We start from the raw sequence: 17,488 nt of genomic DNA, 5'->3' as shown, positions 1-17,488 counted from the left end.
ATGAAAGTATCTAAAAATGTTGAAGAAACTAAGATTGATTGGAGAAGAAAACTAACATCGAGAAAGTTTTGGGTTGCAATTATAGGTTTTTCAACCGCAATGCTGACTGTATTAAATATTAATAGTCTTACGATAGAGCATGTAGCAGCCATTATATCAGCACTTGGAACACTTGTATCTTACATTATTAGTGAAGGCATGACTGATGTAGCTGAACTTAATGGAAATGATAGAAAGATATCCAAAACGTCCTTTTAAGCCATCCGCCAAGGCTACTAAGTAGAAGGAGGTGGTTAAAAGTGAAATCTAGAGCTTTTGGTAATAAAAGATTTTGCTCTATAAGAGCACCAGCTAACTAAAGCTGTATATTACATAGCCTTAATGGGCTATAGATAGCTAAATGAAGATATGAAACCAATCCCAATGAAAGAAGTGGAAACAAAGAATAATGATTAAGGAGAGAAAGATTATGAGTAAAATGGAATTATTATATAGGATAAAAGATAAGAATGATTGTTCTAACATGGGCGGTATAGCCATTGATAGCAACGAAACGTTATACTGTGTTAAATCAAGCACAGATAATGAGAAGCAGTGTTTATACGTAATTAAAAACTATAAGTCAGCTAAAAAAGAAAAAGGTTTTGTAACCCCATCACGAACTCACAATTATGAACGTCTGGGGCATGCTAATAGTTTGACTTTGAGTGGTGACAATCTTTATGTTGCAACTGATGAGAATTACATTGTCAAGCTGCCTACATCAGAGTTACTAAAAAAAGAACATGAGTCTGGCACTAAAATAAATATAGAGCAATTAGACATCAATATTAGTTCAATTGCAACTGCTGTAGGTGACAACTCATTTATAGTACACTTTAGCGGTCAAAATGATAGAAAAACAAGGTATAGAATTTATTTTTCAAGTATTATTTCAGAGTCTATAGAGTATAAAGCGGAGAATATAAAAGTTTTTGGATATCCTGATGAATTAGCAATTGATGTTAATAATACTGAGGCGCAGGATATATTTTATAAAGACGGATATTTATATTTTATACTTGCAGAGAAAAAAAGGGATAAGAAAGATAAAGCGTGGGTATTTAAGTCAAGCTATATCCTAAAATATCATTATGAAAGTTGTACTTTTGTTGGATATGAAGTATTTACAAATAAAAACGCAAAAAAATTTGAAATTGAAAGCATGCATATAGACAGTAACAACAACCTTACATTCTCAGCAAATGAGAATAAAGAAACAGTAGATAAAAAGGATGCGAAAAAGAAAACTATAGTAAATGATTGGGATGCAATATATATAGTTAAAAACTGGGAATTGGCATCTAAAGAAATAACTGCTATTAATAAAAACAATTGAAGATAGCTAAATATTTGAGGCTGCCACATAAGGCAGCCTCTGCTTAGATATTAAATATAACTACATTTCTCTAAATGGCACCACACCGGAATAATCAGGTCCTTTATAATGTTTATAGTACTTTGAAAATTCCTGAGGTGGTATGCCAAGTGCATATATAAACCCCTCTAAAGTATCGTTATAATCAAAGCGGAAGTCTTGGCGCAAAATCTCATAATAACTAAGCCCGCTGAGTATGTATGAAAATCTGCATAAACATTCTGTTCTACAAAATGAGTCATATAATAGCTTATTATTGTTATAAGCTTTATCCGAAAAATACTTTATTCGAACATTGTCACTTACTTCAGTATATTTGGAAGTCTTCAGATATTTATAAATATTGTAAGCCAATCTTGTATGACTGATGTTTCCTATATTCTTAAATTTTTTATTTTTAACCTCATTAATAGCTCTACTGTCAAAGGCATCTGCAGGGTAAATAGGAACTCTTCTATAACTTCCATACACATTCTTATCTGTAACTGTGAAAGCCCCCGATTTTTCAGCGTAGAGCTTATCTTTGCCATTCTTAGCCTTCATTTTAACGGTGACTTTGTATTTACCATTTTTAAGATATTTGGCGGTATTGTTTACTGTAAATATAAATGAGCCAAGATAATTACTCTTATACTGATATGTAGGCTTTAATGTATCCACAAGGTTACCTGATTTGTCATATATGTATGCTTTAATATCAGGGGGTGAAGTTATGGCGTCATCATAAGTAAAGTTTGCATTACAGAAGATATTTAGGTATTTATCTGTCTTGGGATTAAATCCCTTTTTATATCCACCAATCACTATAGGAGTAACAAAAAAGTTGTCAGCTCTCCAAGGAGCAGGGACAATCTCATTCTTGTTGTATAGGTACTTACTGTTGTTATTTTGTTTTTCATATTTTTCGTAATTGCTGATATATAATTTATAAAACCTATTTGCAGATAGCCTTTTACGTAGTCCTGTAAGGTAGTTTTTAGGTAGAATTGCATTATCCTTTATAAACTTAATTTGAGATTGGATGGAATTGCCTATTTCATAATCCATTTTACAGTCGTACTCAGTAGCTTTTGGATTCCTGTCCTGTAGGATTTTTAAGCAGATATAACCCAATGCTGTGTTGATTTTAGTGGTGTCATCCAGCTCATATATAAGTGAATCGAAGTTTGTTTCCAATGGGATAGGATGAAAAGATTTCATTCTATCTAGAAAAAGTGCAAGTGCGCCATCTGACAAAGAACCATAAAAATTAGGACCGTACTTATTGGTATGAGTAATTTCATAGTCAAGATCGCTGTCAACAAAAAGCTCAGCACGCTTAAGCTCAGGAGTTATTTCCTGGGTTTTAGCAGCCTCTTCTAAAAGTTTTAGATATTTTCTCGCTCCACTGAAATATTTAGAGTGTTTATAGTCTTTATTGTATATAAGGGTATCAAGGTAAGGCATCTTGCTGTAGTCAAGCTTCTTTTGCTTTGTCTTAGCTTCTGTAACTTGAGACAAGGTGCTAAAAAACAGGGTAAAGAGTAGTACAAGTGCAATTAGTTTTTTCTTCATATCAATTGTCCTTTCTTAATTATCAAATAGGTCATCGGATGATGTTTCCAACTTAGTACGTTTCTTTAAGTTATGGTAATAGTTTCTGATATTCCTATACTCGCGAAAAAGTGGGAAGTCATCCTGTTCCATATAGTTTTTTAGCATAGTATATTGTTTAGAATTTTCTCTTAGTTTTTTGATATTAATCCCAATCGTAACACCCTCTACGTTAGGTTTTCCAAAATAATCAAAGTAGAGATGAGGTAATTCACTTTCTTCAACCAAAGTGGTATATCGAAGCAAGTCCTTTGGAATAGATTTACAGTCTGGGAACCTTTCATAGGCTTCATCATCCAGAAATTCAATATAGGCGTCAACCCAAACTTTATCTACAAAATTATAAACATCATTAGGCCAATCGTAGTTATAGGGTTCAAATTCAATCGCCAATTGTTTTTCTTTTATGATAAAACGATATAAAAATGAATTTGCTGTGTTGAAGTAGAGTTCATCTGAAGTTACCTCTCCAAAGTAAATAAAAGGGTATAGTTTTTCTAAGAACTCCCAATACTCACCCATGCCCTCTTTTTCAAAGCTACCTAATAAATGTTCTAAGAATGGAAGAAACACAAAGCGTTCTACCTTTTCAGGAATCATGTCGTAAAGCATATCAAATGTTCTGTCGGTGTAGGAGCGATTATTTGCTTTTTCAAAAAAATCACCTACTTTGATAAGTTTGTCATCATATCCGGAAGAAAAGCAAACAGCAGCAAAGTACTCTTGAAAGGAACGATGAATGAAATAATAATGTTCACCTTCCTGGTACATAATACAGAGGTTCTCTGTGAGATCTAACAGGAAATCACGAGATGAGATACTTTGATGCTCAGATTTACCTGTTTTTAAAACCTTTTCCATATATGATGCAAAACTACTGGAATCAAACTCAAGGATTTCATCTTTATATGTCATAGCGCAAAACTTTGCAAAATATTTTGCAAATTCTTCCGGAGTAAGCCCTGTATGAAATGGTCGTTTGAATGAGCCTTTTGAAGCATCATGTAAGCGAGCCATAGTTTCATAAGCCTTTGAGTAAAATACATGCATTTTAGCAGGAACCTCTCCAAAAGAGGAATAAGTCATAAGCATTATGGTTAACAGGAGAGGATTGCTTGCAAACTCACGATGAGTGTTATATAAGTTACTGTCTAAAGCTTCCAGAAAACTATTCTTACCGTCCTTGTCCCAAAAATCTATCTTTCTTATTAACTCAAGAGCTTGCTCCTTGGTAAGATCCTGAATATCAAAGATAGTAAACTTTGAATAGGAAATAAATGAATTCACAGGGCGGGAAGTAATAACTATAGTGTTACCGGGATATGATTTTATTAATACTTCTAAACTCTGGTTAAAGGCATCTCTGCTGGATAGCTGTATTTCATCCAGTCCATCCAGTAAAAGAATAAGACGCTTTTGTCTAAGGAAATCTGTAATTTCCGCCGTTGAAATGTCTGAGTCATATTCATTTACAGATTTGCATATAAAATCAATCATAGTGATTGTGGTATCTTTATAATCTTTTAGCGAAAGCATAAGAGGAATACTATCGGTAGTTTCAACCTGTTTGGCAGAAGATAGAAATAAATGTGTAAGCAGCATTGACTTTCCAATTCCACCCAATCCCTGAATAATAATATATTTTGCTTCTTTTTCCAATTTTTTTATTGTGACATCTCTGATAGCATCCTCTAAATAAAGTAACCTGTTATGACGCTGAATGTCATTGCAGACATATAACTCATAAAAAGGACGTGGCTCTTCAGCATATAGTAAGGTTTTCTTTGTAGAGTAGTAAGTTGAAGCGGAGGTTAAGTATTTTTTGAATGTCTGAGGTTTTGGTGTATGCTCAGATACGCCACTAATGGAAATCTCGACTGGCTCATCAGATTTAAGTTTTTTGCTCTTTGTAAAAGTTTTTTTCTTTGCTCCGGCAGCATCCGTAATAATTTTTGCAAATAGTTCAGCAAGCTTTTCAGGAGCATTTAGTGGCTCAATATTAGGAATATCTTCTTTAAATATCCTGCATAATTGTTCAACCGAAGCATCAGAAAGATCACCAATATAAGCAACAAATTCCATATGCTCAATATGTGCATTTATTTTTTTAGAAATTTTTGTGATTGAGGTATTGCCATTATAATAGGCTCTATAGCTGCTTGGTTGATAACCATTCAGAATATCCAACCCTTTTTCAGTAACGATATTCTCCAACATGGTCTTAGTAAAGCTGCTGGTACTTTCTCCATCACTAATCGCAGAGAACAGCTTTTGTACAAATTCTTTAAATTGCATTCTTATCCTCCCATATACAAGACTATACCACACTAACCCATAATATCAAATCAACTTTGTATAATAAAAGTGAACCTAAAATAACTGGTAGAGAAATGTGATAATTAGTTATTTTATTCCAATAGTTTATTATAGCGTAAAAATAAAATAATTTCCACACAAAAAATTAATCTCAAAGTCCGAGATGGCCATCAGGACGGCGGGATACATAGAGAATCTATACAGTATTAAAACTGTATAAAAGATGAAGATGTATCCACCGTATTTTACTATGCTCATTTTTGGCTTTGCAATATGGTGTTGTCTTAATACTTTCAGATTTTTTATGTGTTCCGCTTCTAGAGATTCTTTAGAAGAAAGGAGCACATATTATGCAACTTATAGTCAGATATGAAAATAAGAATCAGATAATAAATCTGAACTCAAAGGAAGCTGAAGAACTGATGGAAAGCTTATCATTAAAATATGATAAAAACCTGTCTGAGGAAGAACTGGAACTACTTATTCAGGATGCTTGGGATGAGGGTTTCAATAAACCTGAATACAATAATCTGCACAAGTTTGAAAGGCATAGAGGACTAAGCAGTAAAAGAAGTAGAGAAGAAGATGATGATGTTATCCTCGAACCTCAAATGGATGAGGTAAAAGATCCAACTATATTTTGTAAAGAAGAGATGGAAAGAAACGATAATTGGGAGTATGAAGAAGTGTGCCAGAAAATACGCAGAATTCTAAAGCAAAGTACAGCAGAGATGGTAATTGCTATAGCACTTGATGGGATGTCAGTTGGAGAATATGCAGATTTGACAGGAGATATTGCGAACAATGTCAGCCATCGCTATAGAAGGGCAATAAAAAAACTTAAAGATAATTATTTGAAGACGTCCTTTTAGAGCTTTAGCTAAGGCTATTAAGTAGGAGGTAATATAGATTAAAAATGTACTTCTTGTATCTGTAAACGAAGTATCAAGTTAAAGAAAGGAGATGATAAAGTGACGTTATTTAATTGGTTAGCACTATTTGGGATACCGTCTTTGATAGGAGGATTTTGGTTAAATATACTAAAAAGTATCAAAAATAGTGATAAGCAGACAAAAGCCTTACAGCTAGGCGTGCAAGCACTTTTGAGAGAGAGGCTTTTATATTTATACAGAGAATTCTTTAAACAGGGCTATGTTAATTATTCAGACCGCCAAACAGTTGAGAATATGTATAAACAGTACCATGTGTTGGGAGAAAATGGAGTAATGGATGATATGCATCGAAGGTTTATGAATCTCCCGATAGAAGTTGAAGAAAATTGTAAAATAAATTAAAGAAAGCTTCCTGTATACTATAAATAGGTCAAGAGATTGACATAAAAAAATACCTCAAGTAAATTTAGATTATTACTGACCTGCCAGTTGGTAAAATCTAAAAAACACAAGAGGTATCTAAAATGAATATTAAAGGCACAAAGAAAAAAAATCAAGTAGTAACAGCAAATATTTTTGAACAGCAGGAGCTTTTGAAAAAATCGGAGGTGATTAAGGAAAATCTCGCAGCTTCAACCTGGCGTGAGTTGGAAACCAATGGTAAGTTCGATAAAAATAAAAAACTCTCTTTTATCAGCGATGACATGCTTATCTTGGGATGTGATGTAGGCAGCGAAACGCACTATGTGAGAGCAATTGATACCAGAGGACGGGAACTCAGTAAGTCCGCATATTCTTTCAACAATGATTATGAGGGATTCCAGAGTGCAAAAGAATGGGCAGTAAAGATAGCTGCTGAACATGATAAGAGTCAGATAGTACTTGGCTTAGAGCCGACCGGTCACTACTGGTTCTGCCTTGCTACCTGGATGATTGCAAATGGAATCAGTGTTGTTCAGGTAAACCCTTATGCTGTTAAGCAGACAAAGGAGGTTGAAGATAACAGCCAGCTGAAGGATGACAGGAAGGATCCAAAACTGATAGCAAATCTTGTCAAGGATGGCAACTTTGGTATGCCATATCTTCCAGAAAAAATCTATGCTGAACTTCGTAGGTTATCCATGTTCAGAGACCAACTGAATGAAGACAGAATTCGAACAATCAACCGGATGCACAGGGAGATGAAGATATATTTCCCGGAGTATAAGGAAGCATTGGGAAAAGTCGATGGAGCATTTAGCCTTGAACTGCTGAAAGAGGCACCATTTCCGGATGAACTGACCGCACTTGGAGAAGAAGGGATAAGACAGATTTGGCATGCTGCTAAACTTAGAGGACGCGGGTACAGCAGAGCCAGAGAAATCTTACAGTACGCAAAAGCAAGTGTTGGGATTAAGGATGGATCTATTGCAAGCAAGACAGCTGTAAAGTGGTTCGTGCAGAAAATCATGGAACTGGATGTTGAACTTGCTGTTATAGAGAACCAGATCAACCAGAAATGTCATGAGATACCGCATACAGGTAACGTTCTGGAGATATCTGGGATTGGAGAAAATACACTTTCCGGTATTCTTGCAGAGATGGGAGATATTTCAAGATTTGATGATGTTAAGGAAATACAGAAATTAAGCGGATTAGGCCTTGTGGCATGCAGTTCAGGAAAGCATAAGGGAGAAACCAAAATCAGTCATAGAGGACGCAAACGACTCAGATATTGGTTATTCCAGGCAGCAAAGTCAGCAGTGGCCCATGTAGAGGAATTCAAAGAACTCCATATGTATTATACGACACGAGCCGATAATCCGTTGAAAAAGATGCAGTCATTGATTGTGATAGCCTGCAAGCTTCTGAGGATTATCTATACGATTCTGAATACTGGTACGAAATATGCTCCGAAGAAGATGTTGATGGACATCAGACGTCCGGAAAATAAGGAAGCTATTGTAGCGTAAAACAGTCGACAGCAAAATTTATTCCAGAGCCTTGCCGGGTGTCGGATTATTCCGAGATCGGGCAGGGTTCTGGAAGGAAACCCGATAACGATGGAGCGCTACAGGTGCTGCATCATCACAATGACCAGCAAAACGAGTCAGGGTAAGCATCCACGGAATATCCGTACCCTGTGGAGTATGCAGGTCAGTAAAATCAAAAAACAAACAAGAGCTGTAGCTTGCAGTAGTTCTCTCCGTAGGGCATGACCCTGTTAGAAAGCTTAGCAGGCACTCGGTGTATGGACAGGTGGGACGAAGGAAGTTGGGACACGATCCCTTTAGACACGGAAGGTTCACCATCATAGTTAGCAGAGGATTTATAGCCTTTATAAAGCAAAACAATGGGATGCTTTATAAACTACACCCTCTTTTAGCTGTTCAGTATAAAATACAATGACTGTCATACATTTTTTGCTCTGTTTTATGAGGTAAATATTTAAAGAAAAGCCTGAAATTAAATGATTTAGGGCTTGACATTATAGGAAGGAAATGCTGAAATGAAAGTATCTAAAAATGTTGAAGAAACTAAGATTGATTGGAGAAGAAAACTAACATCGAGAAAGTTTTGGGTTGCAATTATAGGTTTTTCAACCGCAATGCTGACTGTATTAAATATTAATAGTCTTACGATAGAGCATGTAGCAGCCATTATATCAGCACTTGGAACACTTGTATCTTACATTATTAGTGAAGGCATGACTGATGTAGCTGAACTTAATGGAAATGATAGAAAGATATCCAAAACGTCCTTTTAAGCCATCCGCCAAGGCTACTAAGTAGAAGGAGGTGGTTAAAAGTGAAATCTAGAGCTTTTGGTAATAAAAGATTTTGCTCTATAAGAGCACCAGCTAACTAAAGCTGTATATTACATAGCCTTAATGGGCTATAGATAGCTAAATGAAGATATGAAACCAATCCCAATGAAAGAAGTGGAAACAAAGAATAATGATTAAGGAGAGAAAGATTATGAGTAAATTTGAATTATTATATAGGATTCCTGATAAGATGGAATGCACAAATATGGGTGGAATATCTATTGATAGCAACGGAACGTTATATTGTATTAAATCAAAACAAGACAAATCAAAGCAGTGCTTGTACGTGATAAACAAAACTGATAAAATTGAAAAAGGTTTTGTAAAACCATCACATACACATATGTATGAAAGATTAGGACATGCCAATAGTCTGACTTTAAGCGGTGGTTTCCTTTATGTAGGAACAGATAAGAATTATATTGTTAAGTTATCTACTACGAAGCTAAAAGGTACTAAGCATGAAGCGGGAACAAAGATAGATATTAACTCAGGTGATGCTGATATCAGCTCAATTGCGGCTATAGGAAACAATCAATTCATAGTGCACTTTAGTGGCCATAACGACGGTCATGCAAGGCAGAGAGTTTACTTTTCTAGCAATATAACAGATAAAGTTGAGTACAGTACTGAGAAAATGAAAACATTTACATATCCGAATACGCTGAAAATTGAAGTTGATAACACTGAGGCGCAGGACATGTTTTATAAAGATGGGTATTTATATTTTATACTTGCAGAAAAAGATGCAAAAACTAAGAGATTTACTAAAAGCCATATACTAAAATATAGATATAGTGATTGTGTTTATGTGGGTCAAGATACGTTTTCCAATTCATCTACAACAAAATTTGAAATTGAAAGTATGCATATTGTTGGCAAGACTTTATTCTTCTCAGCCAACGAAAGCAGTCGAACATCCCAAAACAGGGATGCAATATATATAGTTAAGAATTGGAAGTTGGCTTAATATATCAATCCGTATTAACCGAAATAATTTGGGAAGGCTTCTGTATGAGAATACAAAAGCCTTCCCATTAATAGTTGTGGTTATAACCCTCTATATGGTATCTTAAAGTTTAAAGGATTTGGATCTTTATAATGCTTATAATATTTTGCAATCTCTTGTGGGGGCACTCCGAGGGAGTATAAAAAATTGCCTAAGAATAGATTGTGAAGGTACTCAAAATCTTTTCTGAGGATATAGTAATATCGACCAAACTCAGTTTGGTCATAAGAGAATCTACATAAGCACTCGGTTTTACAAAATGAGTCATATAACAACTTGCTGTTGTCATAGACTGACAAATATTTATCAAAGTCACGCTCTTTAACGTGTACTTTCTTAGAAGTCTTAACAAATTTATAAATATTGTAAGCCAATCTAGTGTTGGTGGTATTTTCTATATTCTTAAAATATCTAGCGCCCAATGTCTTCATTGCACGGCTATCAGAGCCGTTTGCAGGGTATATAGGAACCCTCCTGTAACTTCCATACACATTCCTGTTTGTAACTGTGAAAGCCTCCGATTTTTCAGCGTAGAGCTCATCCTTGCCATTCTTAGCTTTCATTTTAACGATAACCTTGTATTTACCATTTTTAAGGTATTTGGCGGTATTGTTTACAGTAAATATAAATGAGCCCAGATAATTACTCTTATACTGATATGAAGGCTTTAATGTATCCACGAGGTTACCTGATTTGTCATATATGTATGCTTTAATATCAGGAGGTGAAGTTATGGCGTCATCATAGGTAAAGTTTGCATTACAGAAGATGTTTAGGTATTTATCTGTCTTTGGATTAAATCCCCTTTTATATCCACCAATCACTATAGGAGTAACAAAAAAGTTGTCAGTTCTCCAAGGAGCAGGGACTTTTTCATTCTTGTAGTACAGGTACTTGTTGTCGTTATGTAGTTTTTTATACTTCTCGTAATTACTGACATATAACTTGTAAATCCTGTTGATAGACAGCCTTTTCCTCAAATCTTTAAGGAAGTTCTTAGGTAAAATGGCATTGTCATTTATAAACTTCATACGTGATGCAATGGAATATCCTATTTTATTTTCCATGCGTTTATCATATTCATAGGATTTTGGATTTCTGTCCTTTAATATTTTTAGGCATATATATTCTAACGACTTGTTTACTTCTACTGTATCATCAAATTCATAAGGAAGCTCATTAAAGTCTGTTTCCAAGTAAATGGGCGTTTCGTTAAGTTTTAACCTATTCAAAAAGAATGCAAGCCCTTTGTCGGAGAGAGTTCCATAAAAATTGGGACCATAGTCATTTGTATATGTAAGTTCGTAATCCATATCATCATCGAAATATCTTTCTGCCGCCTTGAATTTTTCGGTTATTTTCCCAGTTTTAGCAGCATCCTCTATAAGCTTTAGATACTTTCTTGACGCGCTGTAAACGCCATTTTTCTCAAAGTCTTTATTGTATATAAGCGTATCAAGATAAGGCATATTGCTGTAGTCAAGCTTTTTTTGCTTTGTCTTAGCCTCAGTAGCTTGAGGCAAGGTACTAAAAAACAGGGCAAAGAGTAGTACAAGTGCAATTAGTTTTTTCTTCATAGTAGGCTCCTTTCATAGTCATCAATCAGGCAAAGTAAAATCATAGAGAAGTCACTCGCAGATTGATAAAGCATAAGGTCTTTATTTCATAGTCTATTATAACACCAAATGCTTGTCTTATGTATATACTGTCTACTAAAAAAATAATCATTTGAAAATGTTAAAGAATAGTTATATAATATTGACTAGATTAGCCTAGATGGGCGGAAATTTTCAATAGAATGGAGTGGGGGTTATGGAAATTAAACGTGATAGTTATCTGCAACAGTTGATTTCATATCGTTTTGATGGCTTGGTAAAGGTAATCACAGGCATAAGGAGATGTGGCAAATCCTATCTACTAAAAAATATATATAGAGATTATCTGATTGAGAATGGTGTAAAAGATGAGCAGATTATTACAATTGAGCTTGACCTTGCAAAAGATATTAAATACCGCAATCCGCTTATACTTTCATCGTATTTAAGAGAAAAGGTAGAAAAAAGTAAAGAGGAGTACTATCTCTTTGTTGATGAAATACAAATGTCTGATGAGGTGGCTAACCCGTACAATCCTGACGGTAAAAGGATTACTTTTTATGATGCGCTTAATGATTTGAGAGGTCTATCAAATTTAGATGTATATGTAACCGGAAGCAATTCAAAAATGCTTTCAAGTGACATTCTTACAGAGTTTAGAGGACGAAGTGATGAAATAAGAGTACATCCGCTTAGTTTTGCTGAATATTACTCTGCCGTTGGTGGAGATAAAAATGAAGCTTTTGATGAATATGCCTTCTATGGCGGTATGCCGCTTATTTTGTCAAGACCTAATGATGCCACGAAGATGAACTATCTTAAATCTCTATTCCAAGAAGTATATATTAAGGACATTGTTGAACGAAAGAGAATAGAGAGGCAGGATGTGCTTGAACAAATACTTGACTTGCTGTGCTCGTCTGTTGGCTCATTAACCAATCCAACTAAAATTGCTAATACCTTGAAGTCTAAGCAAGGCTATAGCGTGTCAGCCAATACGATTCGTACATATATAGGACATTTGGAAGATGCCTTCCTTTTTTCGGAAAGCAAGCGTTATGATGTGAAAGGAAAGTCGTACTTTGATTCTCCAAACAAGTATTATAGCGAGGATATAGGCCTTAGGAATGCAAGGATAGGCTTTCGTCAACAGGAAATGACGCATATAATGGAGAACATTATATATAACGAGTTAAATATAAGGCAGTTTCTAGTTGATGTCGGCGTTGTATATCAAAGAGCAGTTAATGACAATGGAAATTCAGTTCGTATTCCGATAGAAATTGATTTTGTGGTAAACTCAGGAGGGAAGCGGACTTATATACAGTCAGCTTATGCGATGCCTGATGATGAAAAAGCAGAGATAGAACTAAGGCCTTTTGCGCTTACAGGTGACTTTTTTCCCAAAATTTTAGTAAGAAAAGATATTGGAAAGCGCTGGTATGATGATAATGGCATCTTGAATATAAATGTTATTGATTTTCTACTGGATAAAGATGTGATTTAACTAGTGAATATCATAGCCTTTTTGGGCTTAAATTTTCAATGACATACTAAAGTACTAAAGGAAAACTTTCTGCTAAACCGGCATTTGTAGGGGTAGACTATAAAGAGATAAAAGTTTTGATAAGATATATAATAACTTAGTAACGATATGCCGATATAATTAGATATAGGAAATTTTGGAAAGGAGTATTTTGTTATGAGGAATACCGGAATTAAAGGGTTCATATCAATTTTACTTTGCTTTGTTATGATTATAGGCTTGTCTGCACCACTTAGAGTAAGTGCGGAGGATGACAAGAAGATAGCTGAGCTTTCAGCCGAATATATAGGGGTTAAGAATGAAAACGGCGATGTACTGGTAGGTACTGCGCTTAGTAAAACAGACTTTAAGTTTACTATGCGCTATGACGGGGAAGAGAAGTTTGTTCCTCTCCCTGAGAGTGAGCTTAGCCATATAAAGCTTTCCCTCAATGCAGTTCCCATTGATGCAAAGAGTGCATTTGAGCTTGCCATAACTTATGACAATACGGCTAAGACAAAGACAGGCGAAGAGCTGGTGTATAAAATCACTATACCTAAAACCAATGAGACCTTTGATAAGATGGAGGCGACTTGGAATGGTGCAAGCAAGTATCATGTTGGAGACGCTATAAAGAAGGGTGAGATTACCCTGAGTGTGGTATATGGGGTGATTACACCTAACGGACGTACACAGACTACAAGGACTATCAGCCATAACCAGTTTTCCATTTCTCCTGAGGCCATAGTGGTTGACGGAAACAACAATATAACTGTAGAGTTTAACGGAAGAAAAACCAATGTTCAAGTCAAGGGCTATGGAGAAAAAGAGCTTGAAGTAATATATTCAGGTGATAAAAACCTTGTAGTAGGGCAGATTGTAGACACTAAGAAGATAAAGGCGAGCATTGTATATACCAACAATGATAAAAAGGCTGTAAAGACCTCTGACCTTTCATTTAACAATCTGGAGGTGAAGGCTCCGGGTGAGAATACTGTCACAGTTACCTACGGCAATCTTAAGGGCAAGTTCGTAGTAAACGGAGTGGCAAAAACCGCTGAGAAGATGTCTGCCAAGTACACAGGGACTGACCTTGTTGTGGGAAGCAAGATTGACCTTTCCAAGATAACCATTGAGCTTACCAACAACGACAAGACAAAAGAAACCATAACAGCGGGCTTTACCATATCTCCGGATACGGTCAAAGAGGTAGGAGCCAATACAATCACTGTCTCCTACAAGGGCTTTAATGATACTGTGGTAGTAAAGGGTACAGAAGTACTTCCTACCAATATAACCGCCACATATAATGGTGGAACGGTGATAGAGGGAAGCAAGATAAGTAAATCGGGCATCTTGGTTACTGCTTATTATCCCGATGGAACCAATAAGACCATATCTGATTTTGACATTTCTACGGAAACAATGAACACAGTTGGGATGCAAGAGGTTATAGTCACTTATAAAAAGCTTACAGCCACCATCTATGTTCCTGTTACAGCGAAAACGGTAACTCAGCTTGAGGCTGTGTACAATGGAGGTGCACTGGAGCAGTACGAGTCATTAGACCGCAAGAAGCTGGTTGTGACTGCTACCTATAATGACGGAAGCAGCAGCAATGTTGAAGACTACACCATAATGTCAACTACCGCAAGTAAGGTGGGAGACAATGTGTTTACGGTAAACTTCGGTGCCAAGACTGCGACCTTCACTGTAGAGGCATTTGCAAGAAGGATTGCAGGCGTGGGAACTCTTGAGTCTACGGTAGGTGGAGGGGACTACAGCTCTACACTTACTGCATTTATACAGGATCAGTTTGTAAGGGAAGATATCAAGCTTGAGACGGAAGATTTGGAGGATGACCTTATAAAGTCTGCCATAAAGAGGGTGAATAGTACTAAGAATTACATTGCCTTTGAAATGGATATCGACAGCTTTCAGTTTGATGAGAACCAGTATCTGATAGCAGAACTTACGATACCTGAGGAGTTTGACCCTGCCAGAGTAGCTGTATACTTCACCCCTGACAGGAGAAGAATAATGGTGCAGCAGACTGGCGGGCTGGTGGCAAACAATCTCTACCGCTTTTATGCCTACAGCTCAGGCACATACGTAATAATGGAAAATAATAACAATGATGTAACCAAGCAGGAGCTTCGCGATACTGAGCAGAGAAAGCCATTTATGGTGGTTTCCATAGATAAGAGCCTTACTGTGGGTACGAAGTCAAAGATAAAGCCTTATGTTTTATTTTCAAAGGATAAGGACGAGGAGTTCACCTATGAGGTTGACAATGAAGACCTTATGACAATCTCAAAGCTTGGAGAAATGACTGCCAAGGCTGTGGGCACAGTAAGTGTTACAGTAAGCGCTAAAAAAGGCGGATATTCGGAGACCTATGACATCAAGATAAGTCCAAAAGAAAAGAAGAGAAAAAAAGCAAATTAGAATAATAGAGGGTTGCATTATAGCAGCCCTCTCAGCTTTTTAAAATTTTTAGTGAAAAATACTTTGGTAACTGCTATAATATGATACGTGTGTCAAAAACTTAGAAATTTTGTTTGGATTTGCTTACATAAAAATTTATATCTTTTGGCACGAAAATAAGAGTAAGCAGCTATTTTGTAAAAAGTAGTTGGATGATGAATATTTATACAAGGACTGCAGTAAGTGACAACAATGTAGTTCTGTATTAATAGATATACAAGATTTTTGAAAGGAAAATATATGTCTGATTTAGTAAAAGAAATAGAAAAGCGTAGAACATTTGCGATTATTTCACATCCCGATGCGGGAAAGACAACACTTACAGAGAAGCTTCTGCTTTACGGAGGGGCTATTAACCTAGCAGGCTCTGTGAAGGCTAGAAAAACCAGCAGACATGCAGTGTCGGACTGGATGGAAATAGAAAAGCAAAGAGGTATATCTGTAACCTCTTCAGTTATGCAGTTTGAGTACGATGGTTATTGTATCAACATCCTTGACACACCGGGACATCAGGACTTCTCAGAGGATACCTACCGTACTCTTATGGCTGCAGATTCTGCGGTCATGGTGGTAGATGCGAGCAAGGGTGTGGAGGCTCAGACTATCAAGCTGTTTAAGGTCTGTGTTATGCGCCACATTCCTATATTTACCTTTGTAAACAAGCTTGACCGTGAGGCTATGGATACCTTCGAGCTTATGGACCAGATAGAGAGCATACTTGGTATCAAGACCTGTCCTATCAACTGGCCTATAGGCTGTGGTAAGAACTTTAAGGGTGTATATGATAGAAATACCGAGACAGTTATGGAGTTTAAGGCTGCCAATGCGGGTGCAAAGGAAGTTGAGACAAGCTATTTTAATATAAAGGATGAGGAAGCAAGGACTTCTCTAGGCAATGATAACTACGAGAAGTTAATGGAGGAGCTTGAGCTTCTGGATGGGGCCTGCCCTGAGTTTGACCAGGATAAGGTAAGCAGGGGTGAATTAAGCCCTGTATTCTTTGGTTCTGCGCTTACTAACTTCGGTGTAGAGACCTTCCTTACGCACTTCCTTAAGATGACCTACATCCCATCTTCAAGGATGACTGACAAGGGTGAACTTGATCCCCGCTCTGATGTGTTCTCAGCCTTTGTATTTAAGATTCAGGCAAACATGAACAAGATGCACAGAGACAGGATTGCATTTATGCGTATCTGCTCCGGCAGGTTTGAAGCAGGAATGGAAGTAAACCATGTGCAGGCAGGCAGGAAAATCCGCCTTTCACAGCCTCAGCAGATGATGGCACAGGAAAGAAAGATAGTGGAAGAGGCCTACGCAGGAGATATAATAGGTATCTTTGATCCGGGCATATTCTCTATAGGAGACACTGTCTGCTCGCCAAATGAGAGTTTTAGATTTGCAGGAATACCTACATTTGCGCCGGAGCATTTTGCAAGAGTCCGCCAGATGGATACCATGAAGCGTAAGCAGTTTGTAAAGGGGATAGAGCAGATAGCCCAAGAGGGTGCTATTCAGATATTCCAGGAGTACAGCCAGGGCTTTGAGGAAATCCTGGTTGGAGCTGTGGGTGAGCTTCAGTTTGATGTGCTTAAGTTTAGGCTGCTACAGGAGTACAATGTGGAGATACGCCTTGAAACACTGCCTTATGAGCATATCCGTTGGATAGAGAATAAGGATGTGGATATGGACAAGCTCTCCCTCACCATGGATACAAAGCGTATCAAGGATATGAAGGGCAGGCCTTTACTTATATTTACCCACCCTTGGAGCATACAGACAGTGCTTGAGCGTAATGAGGGCTTAAAACTGTCAGAATTTGGCAATGCGGAGATGTAAATAATTGCTTC

13 protein-coding genes are annotated in these 17,488 nt (G+C 36.7%); 10 read left to right on the top strand and 3 right to left on the bottom strand.

The features are described 5' to 3' along the window. Both JJN12_RS09685 and JJN12_RS09680 read left to right on the top strand, forming a co-directional pair. Positions 1 to 258 carry a hypothetical protein gene (locus tag JJN12_RS09685; RefSeq protein WP_208429481.1) on the top strand — a complete coding sequence of 86 codons (258 nt, stop codon included), beginning with the start codon at positions 1 to 3 and terminating at the stop codon, positions 256 to 258. A 211-nt stretch (positions 259 to 469) separates the two neighbouring features. Beyond that, the gene (locus JJN12_RS09680; RefSeq protein WP_208429487.1) at positions 470 to 1,378 is read left to right on the top strand and encodes a hypothetical protein; all 909 of its coding nucleotides are present in this window, start codon (positions 470 to 472) and stop codon (positions 1,376 to 1,378) included. A 60-nt stretch (positions 1,379 to 1,438) separates the two neighbouring features. Here the strand turns inward: JJN12_RS09680 and JJN12_RS09675 are convergent, their stop codons facing one another. Further along, entirely contained in the window at positions 1,439 to 2,971 is a 1,533-nt protein-coding gene (locus JJN12_RS09675) for a hypothetical protein (RefSeq protein WP_208429486.1), read from the bottom strand. A 15-nt stretch (positions 2,972 to 2,986) separates the two neighbouring features. Next, entirely contained in the window at positions 2,987 to 5,305 is a 2,319-nt protein-coding gene (locus tag JJN12_RS09670) for an NACHT domain-containing protein (protein ID WP_208429485.1), read from the bottom strand. A 371-nt stretch (positions 5,306 to 5,676) separates the two neighbouring features. Here JJN12_RS09670 and JJN12_RS09665 point away from each other — a divergent pair, with 371 nt between their 5' ends. From JJN12_RS09665 to JJN12_RS09645, 5 genes are all read left to right on the top strand, one after another. Continuing rightward, positions 5,677 to 6,198: a sigma-70 family RNA polymerase sigma factor gene (locus JJN12_RS09665; protein ID WP_208429484.1), complete on the top strand. Its 522-nt coding sequence runs from the start codon at positions 5,677 to 5,679 to the stop codon at positions 6,196 to 6,198. 99 nt (positions 6,199 to 6,297) lie between these two features. Further along, positions 6,298 to 6,621 (top strand): hypothetical protein, encoded by a 324-nt coding sequence (locus tag JJN12_RS09660; protein WP_208429483.1) that lies wholly within the window; start codon positions 6,298 to 6,300, stop codon positions 6,619 to 6,621. A gap of 122 nt (positions 6,622 to 6,743) precedes the next feature. Further along, positions 6,744 to 8,171 (top strand): IS110 family RNA-guided transposase, encoded by a 1,428-nt coding sequence (locus JJN12_RS09655; RefSeq protein WP_208429482.1) that lies wholly within the window; start codon positions 6,744 to 6,746, stop codon positions 8,169 to 8,171. 536 nt (positions 8,172 to 8,707) lie between these two features. Further along, positions 8,708 to 8,965 carry a hypothetical protein gene (locus tag JJN12_RS09650; protein ID WP_208429481.1) on the top strand — a complete coding sequence of 86 codons (258 nt, stop codon included), beginning with the start codon at positions 8,708 to 8,710 and terminating at the stop codon, positions 8,963 to 8,965. Between the two features lie 211 nt (positions 8,966 to 9,176). Then, on the top strand, positions 9,177 to 9,995 hold the full coding sequence (locus tag JJN12_RS09645; protein ID WP_208429480.1) for a hypothetical protein: 819 nt from the start codon (positions 9,177 to 9,179) through the stop codon (positions 9,993 to 9,995). An 80-nt stretch (positions 9,996 to 10,075) separates the two neighbouring features. On the opposite strand, the gene JJN12_RS09640 is transcribed toward JJN12_RS09645, so the two are convergent. Then, positions 10,076 to 11,611 carry a hypothetical protein gene (locus tag JJN12_RS09640; RefSeq protein WP_208429479.1) on the bottom strand — a complete coding sequence of 512 codons (1,536 nt, stop codon included), beginning with the start codon at positions 11,609 to 11,611 and terminating at the stop codon, positions 10,076 to 10,078. 235 nt (positions 11,612 to 11,846) lie between these two features. On the opposite strand from JJN12_RS09640, the gene JJN12_RS09635 reads away from it, so the two are divergent. The 3 genes from JJN12_RS09635 (at position 11,847) to JJN12_RS09625 (ending at position 17,477) form a co-directional block, all read left to right on the top strand. Beyond that, complete coding sequence (locus JJN12_RS09635) at positions 11,847 to 13,136, top strand: ATP-binding protein (protein WP_208429478.1); 1,290 nt, start codon at positions 11,847 to 11,849, stop codon at positions 13,134 to 13,136. A 195-nt stretch (positions 13,137 to 13,331) separates the two neighbouring features. Further along, positions 13,332 to 15,602 (top strand): bacterial Ig-like domain-containing protein, encoded by a 2,271-nt coding sequence (locus JJN12_RS09630; RefSeq protein ID WP_208429477.1) that lies wholly within the window; start codon positions 13,332 to 13,334, stop codon positions 15,600 to 15,602. Between the two features lie 279 nt (positions 15,603 to 15,881). Next, positions 15,882 to 17,477 (top strand): peptide chain release factor 3, encoded by a 1,596-nt coding sequence (locus tag JJN12_RS09625; RefSeq protein ID WP_208429476.1) that lies wholly within the window; start codon positions 15,882 to 15,884, stop codon positions 17,475 to 17,477. The last annotated feature ends 11 nt before the right edge of the window (positions 17,478 to 17,488 follow it).

It is taken from the genome of Catonella massiliensis, from assembly GCF_016651435.1.
Classification (GTDB): domain Bacteria; phylum Bacillota; class Clostridia; order Lachnospirales; family Lachnospiraceae; genus Catonella; species Catonella massiliensis.
Note: the sequence above shows the minus strand (reverse complement) of the source record. Positions and strands in the feature narration are given on the sequence as shown.

Excerpts from the sequence above, each read along its gene's own strand:
- JJN12_RS09685 (WP_208429481.1), top strand. The coding sequence starts at position 1 with ATGAAAGTATCTAAAAATGTTGAAGAAACTAAGATTGATTGGAGAAGA.
- JJN12_RS09680 (WP_208429487.1), top strand. The coding sequence starts at position 470 with ATGAGTAAAATGGAATTATTATATAGGATAAAAGATAAGAATGATTGT.
- JJN12_RS09675 (WP_208429486.1), bottom strand. The coding sequence starts at position 2,971 with ATGAAGAAAAAACTAATTGCACTTGTACTACTCTTTACCCTGTTTTTT.
- JJN12_RS09670 (WP_208429485.1), bottom strand. The coding sequence starts at position 5,305 with ATGCAATTTAAAGAATTTGTACAAAAGCTGTTCTCTGCGATTAGTGAT.
- JJN12_RS09665 (WP_208429484.1), top strand. The coding sequence starts at position 5,677 with ATGCAACTTATAGTCAGATATGAAAATAAGAATCAGATAATAAATCTG.
- JJN12_RS09655 (WP_208429482.1), top strand. The coding sequence starts at position 6,744 with ATGAATATTAAAGGCACAAAGAAAAAAAATCAAGTAGTAACAGCAAAT.
- JJN12_RS09650 (WP_208429481.1), top strand. The coding sequence starts at position 8,708 with ATGAAAGTATCTAAAAATGTTGAAGAAACTAAGATTGATTGGAGAAGA.
- JJN12_RS09645 (WP_208429480.1), top strand. The coding sequence starts at position 9,177 with ATGAGTAAATTTGAATTATTATATAGGATTCCTGATAAGATGGAATGC.
- JJN12_RS09640 (WP_208429479.1), bottom strand. The coding sequence starts at position 11,611 with ATGAAGAAAAAACTAATTGCACTTGTACTACTCTTTGCCCTGTTTTTT.
- JJN12_RS09635 (WP_208429478.1), top strand. The coding sequence starts at position 11,847 with ATGGAAATTAAACGTGATAGTTATCTGCAACAGTTGATTTCATATCGT.
- JJN12_RS09630 (WP_208429477.1), top strand. The coding sequence starts at position 13,332 with ATGAGGAATACCGGAATTAAAGGGTTCATATCAATTTTACTTTGCTTT.
- JJN12_RS09625 (WP_208429476.1), top strand. The coding sequence starts at position 15,882 with ATGTCTGATTTAGTAAAAGAAATAGAAAAGCGTAGAACATTTGCGATT.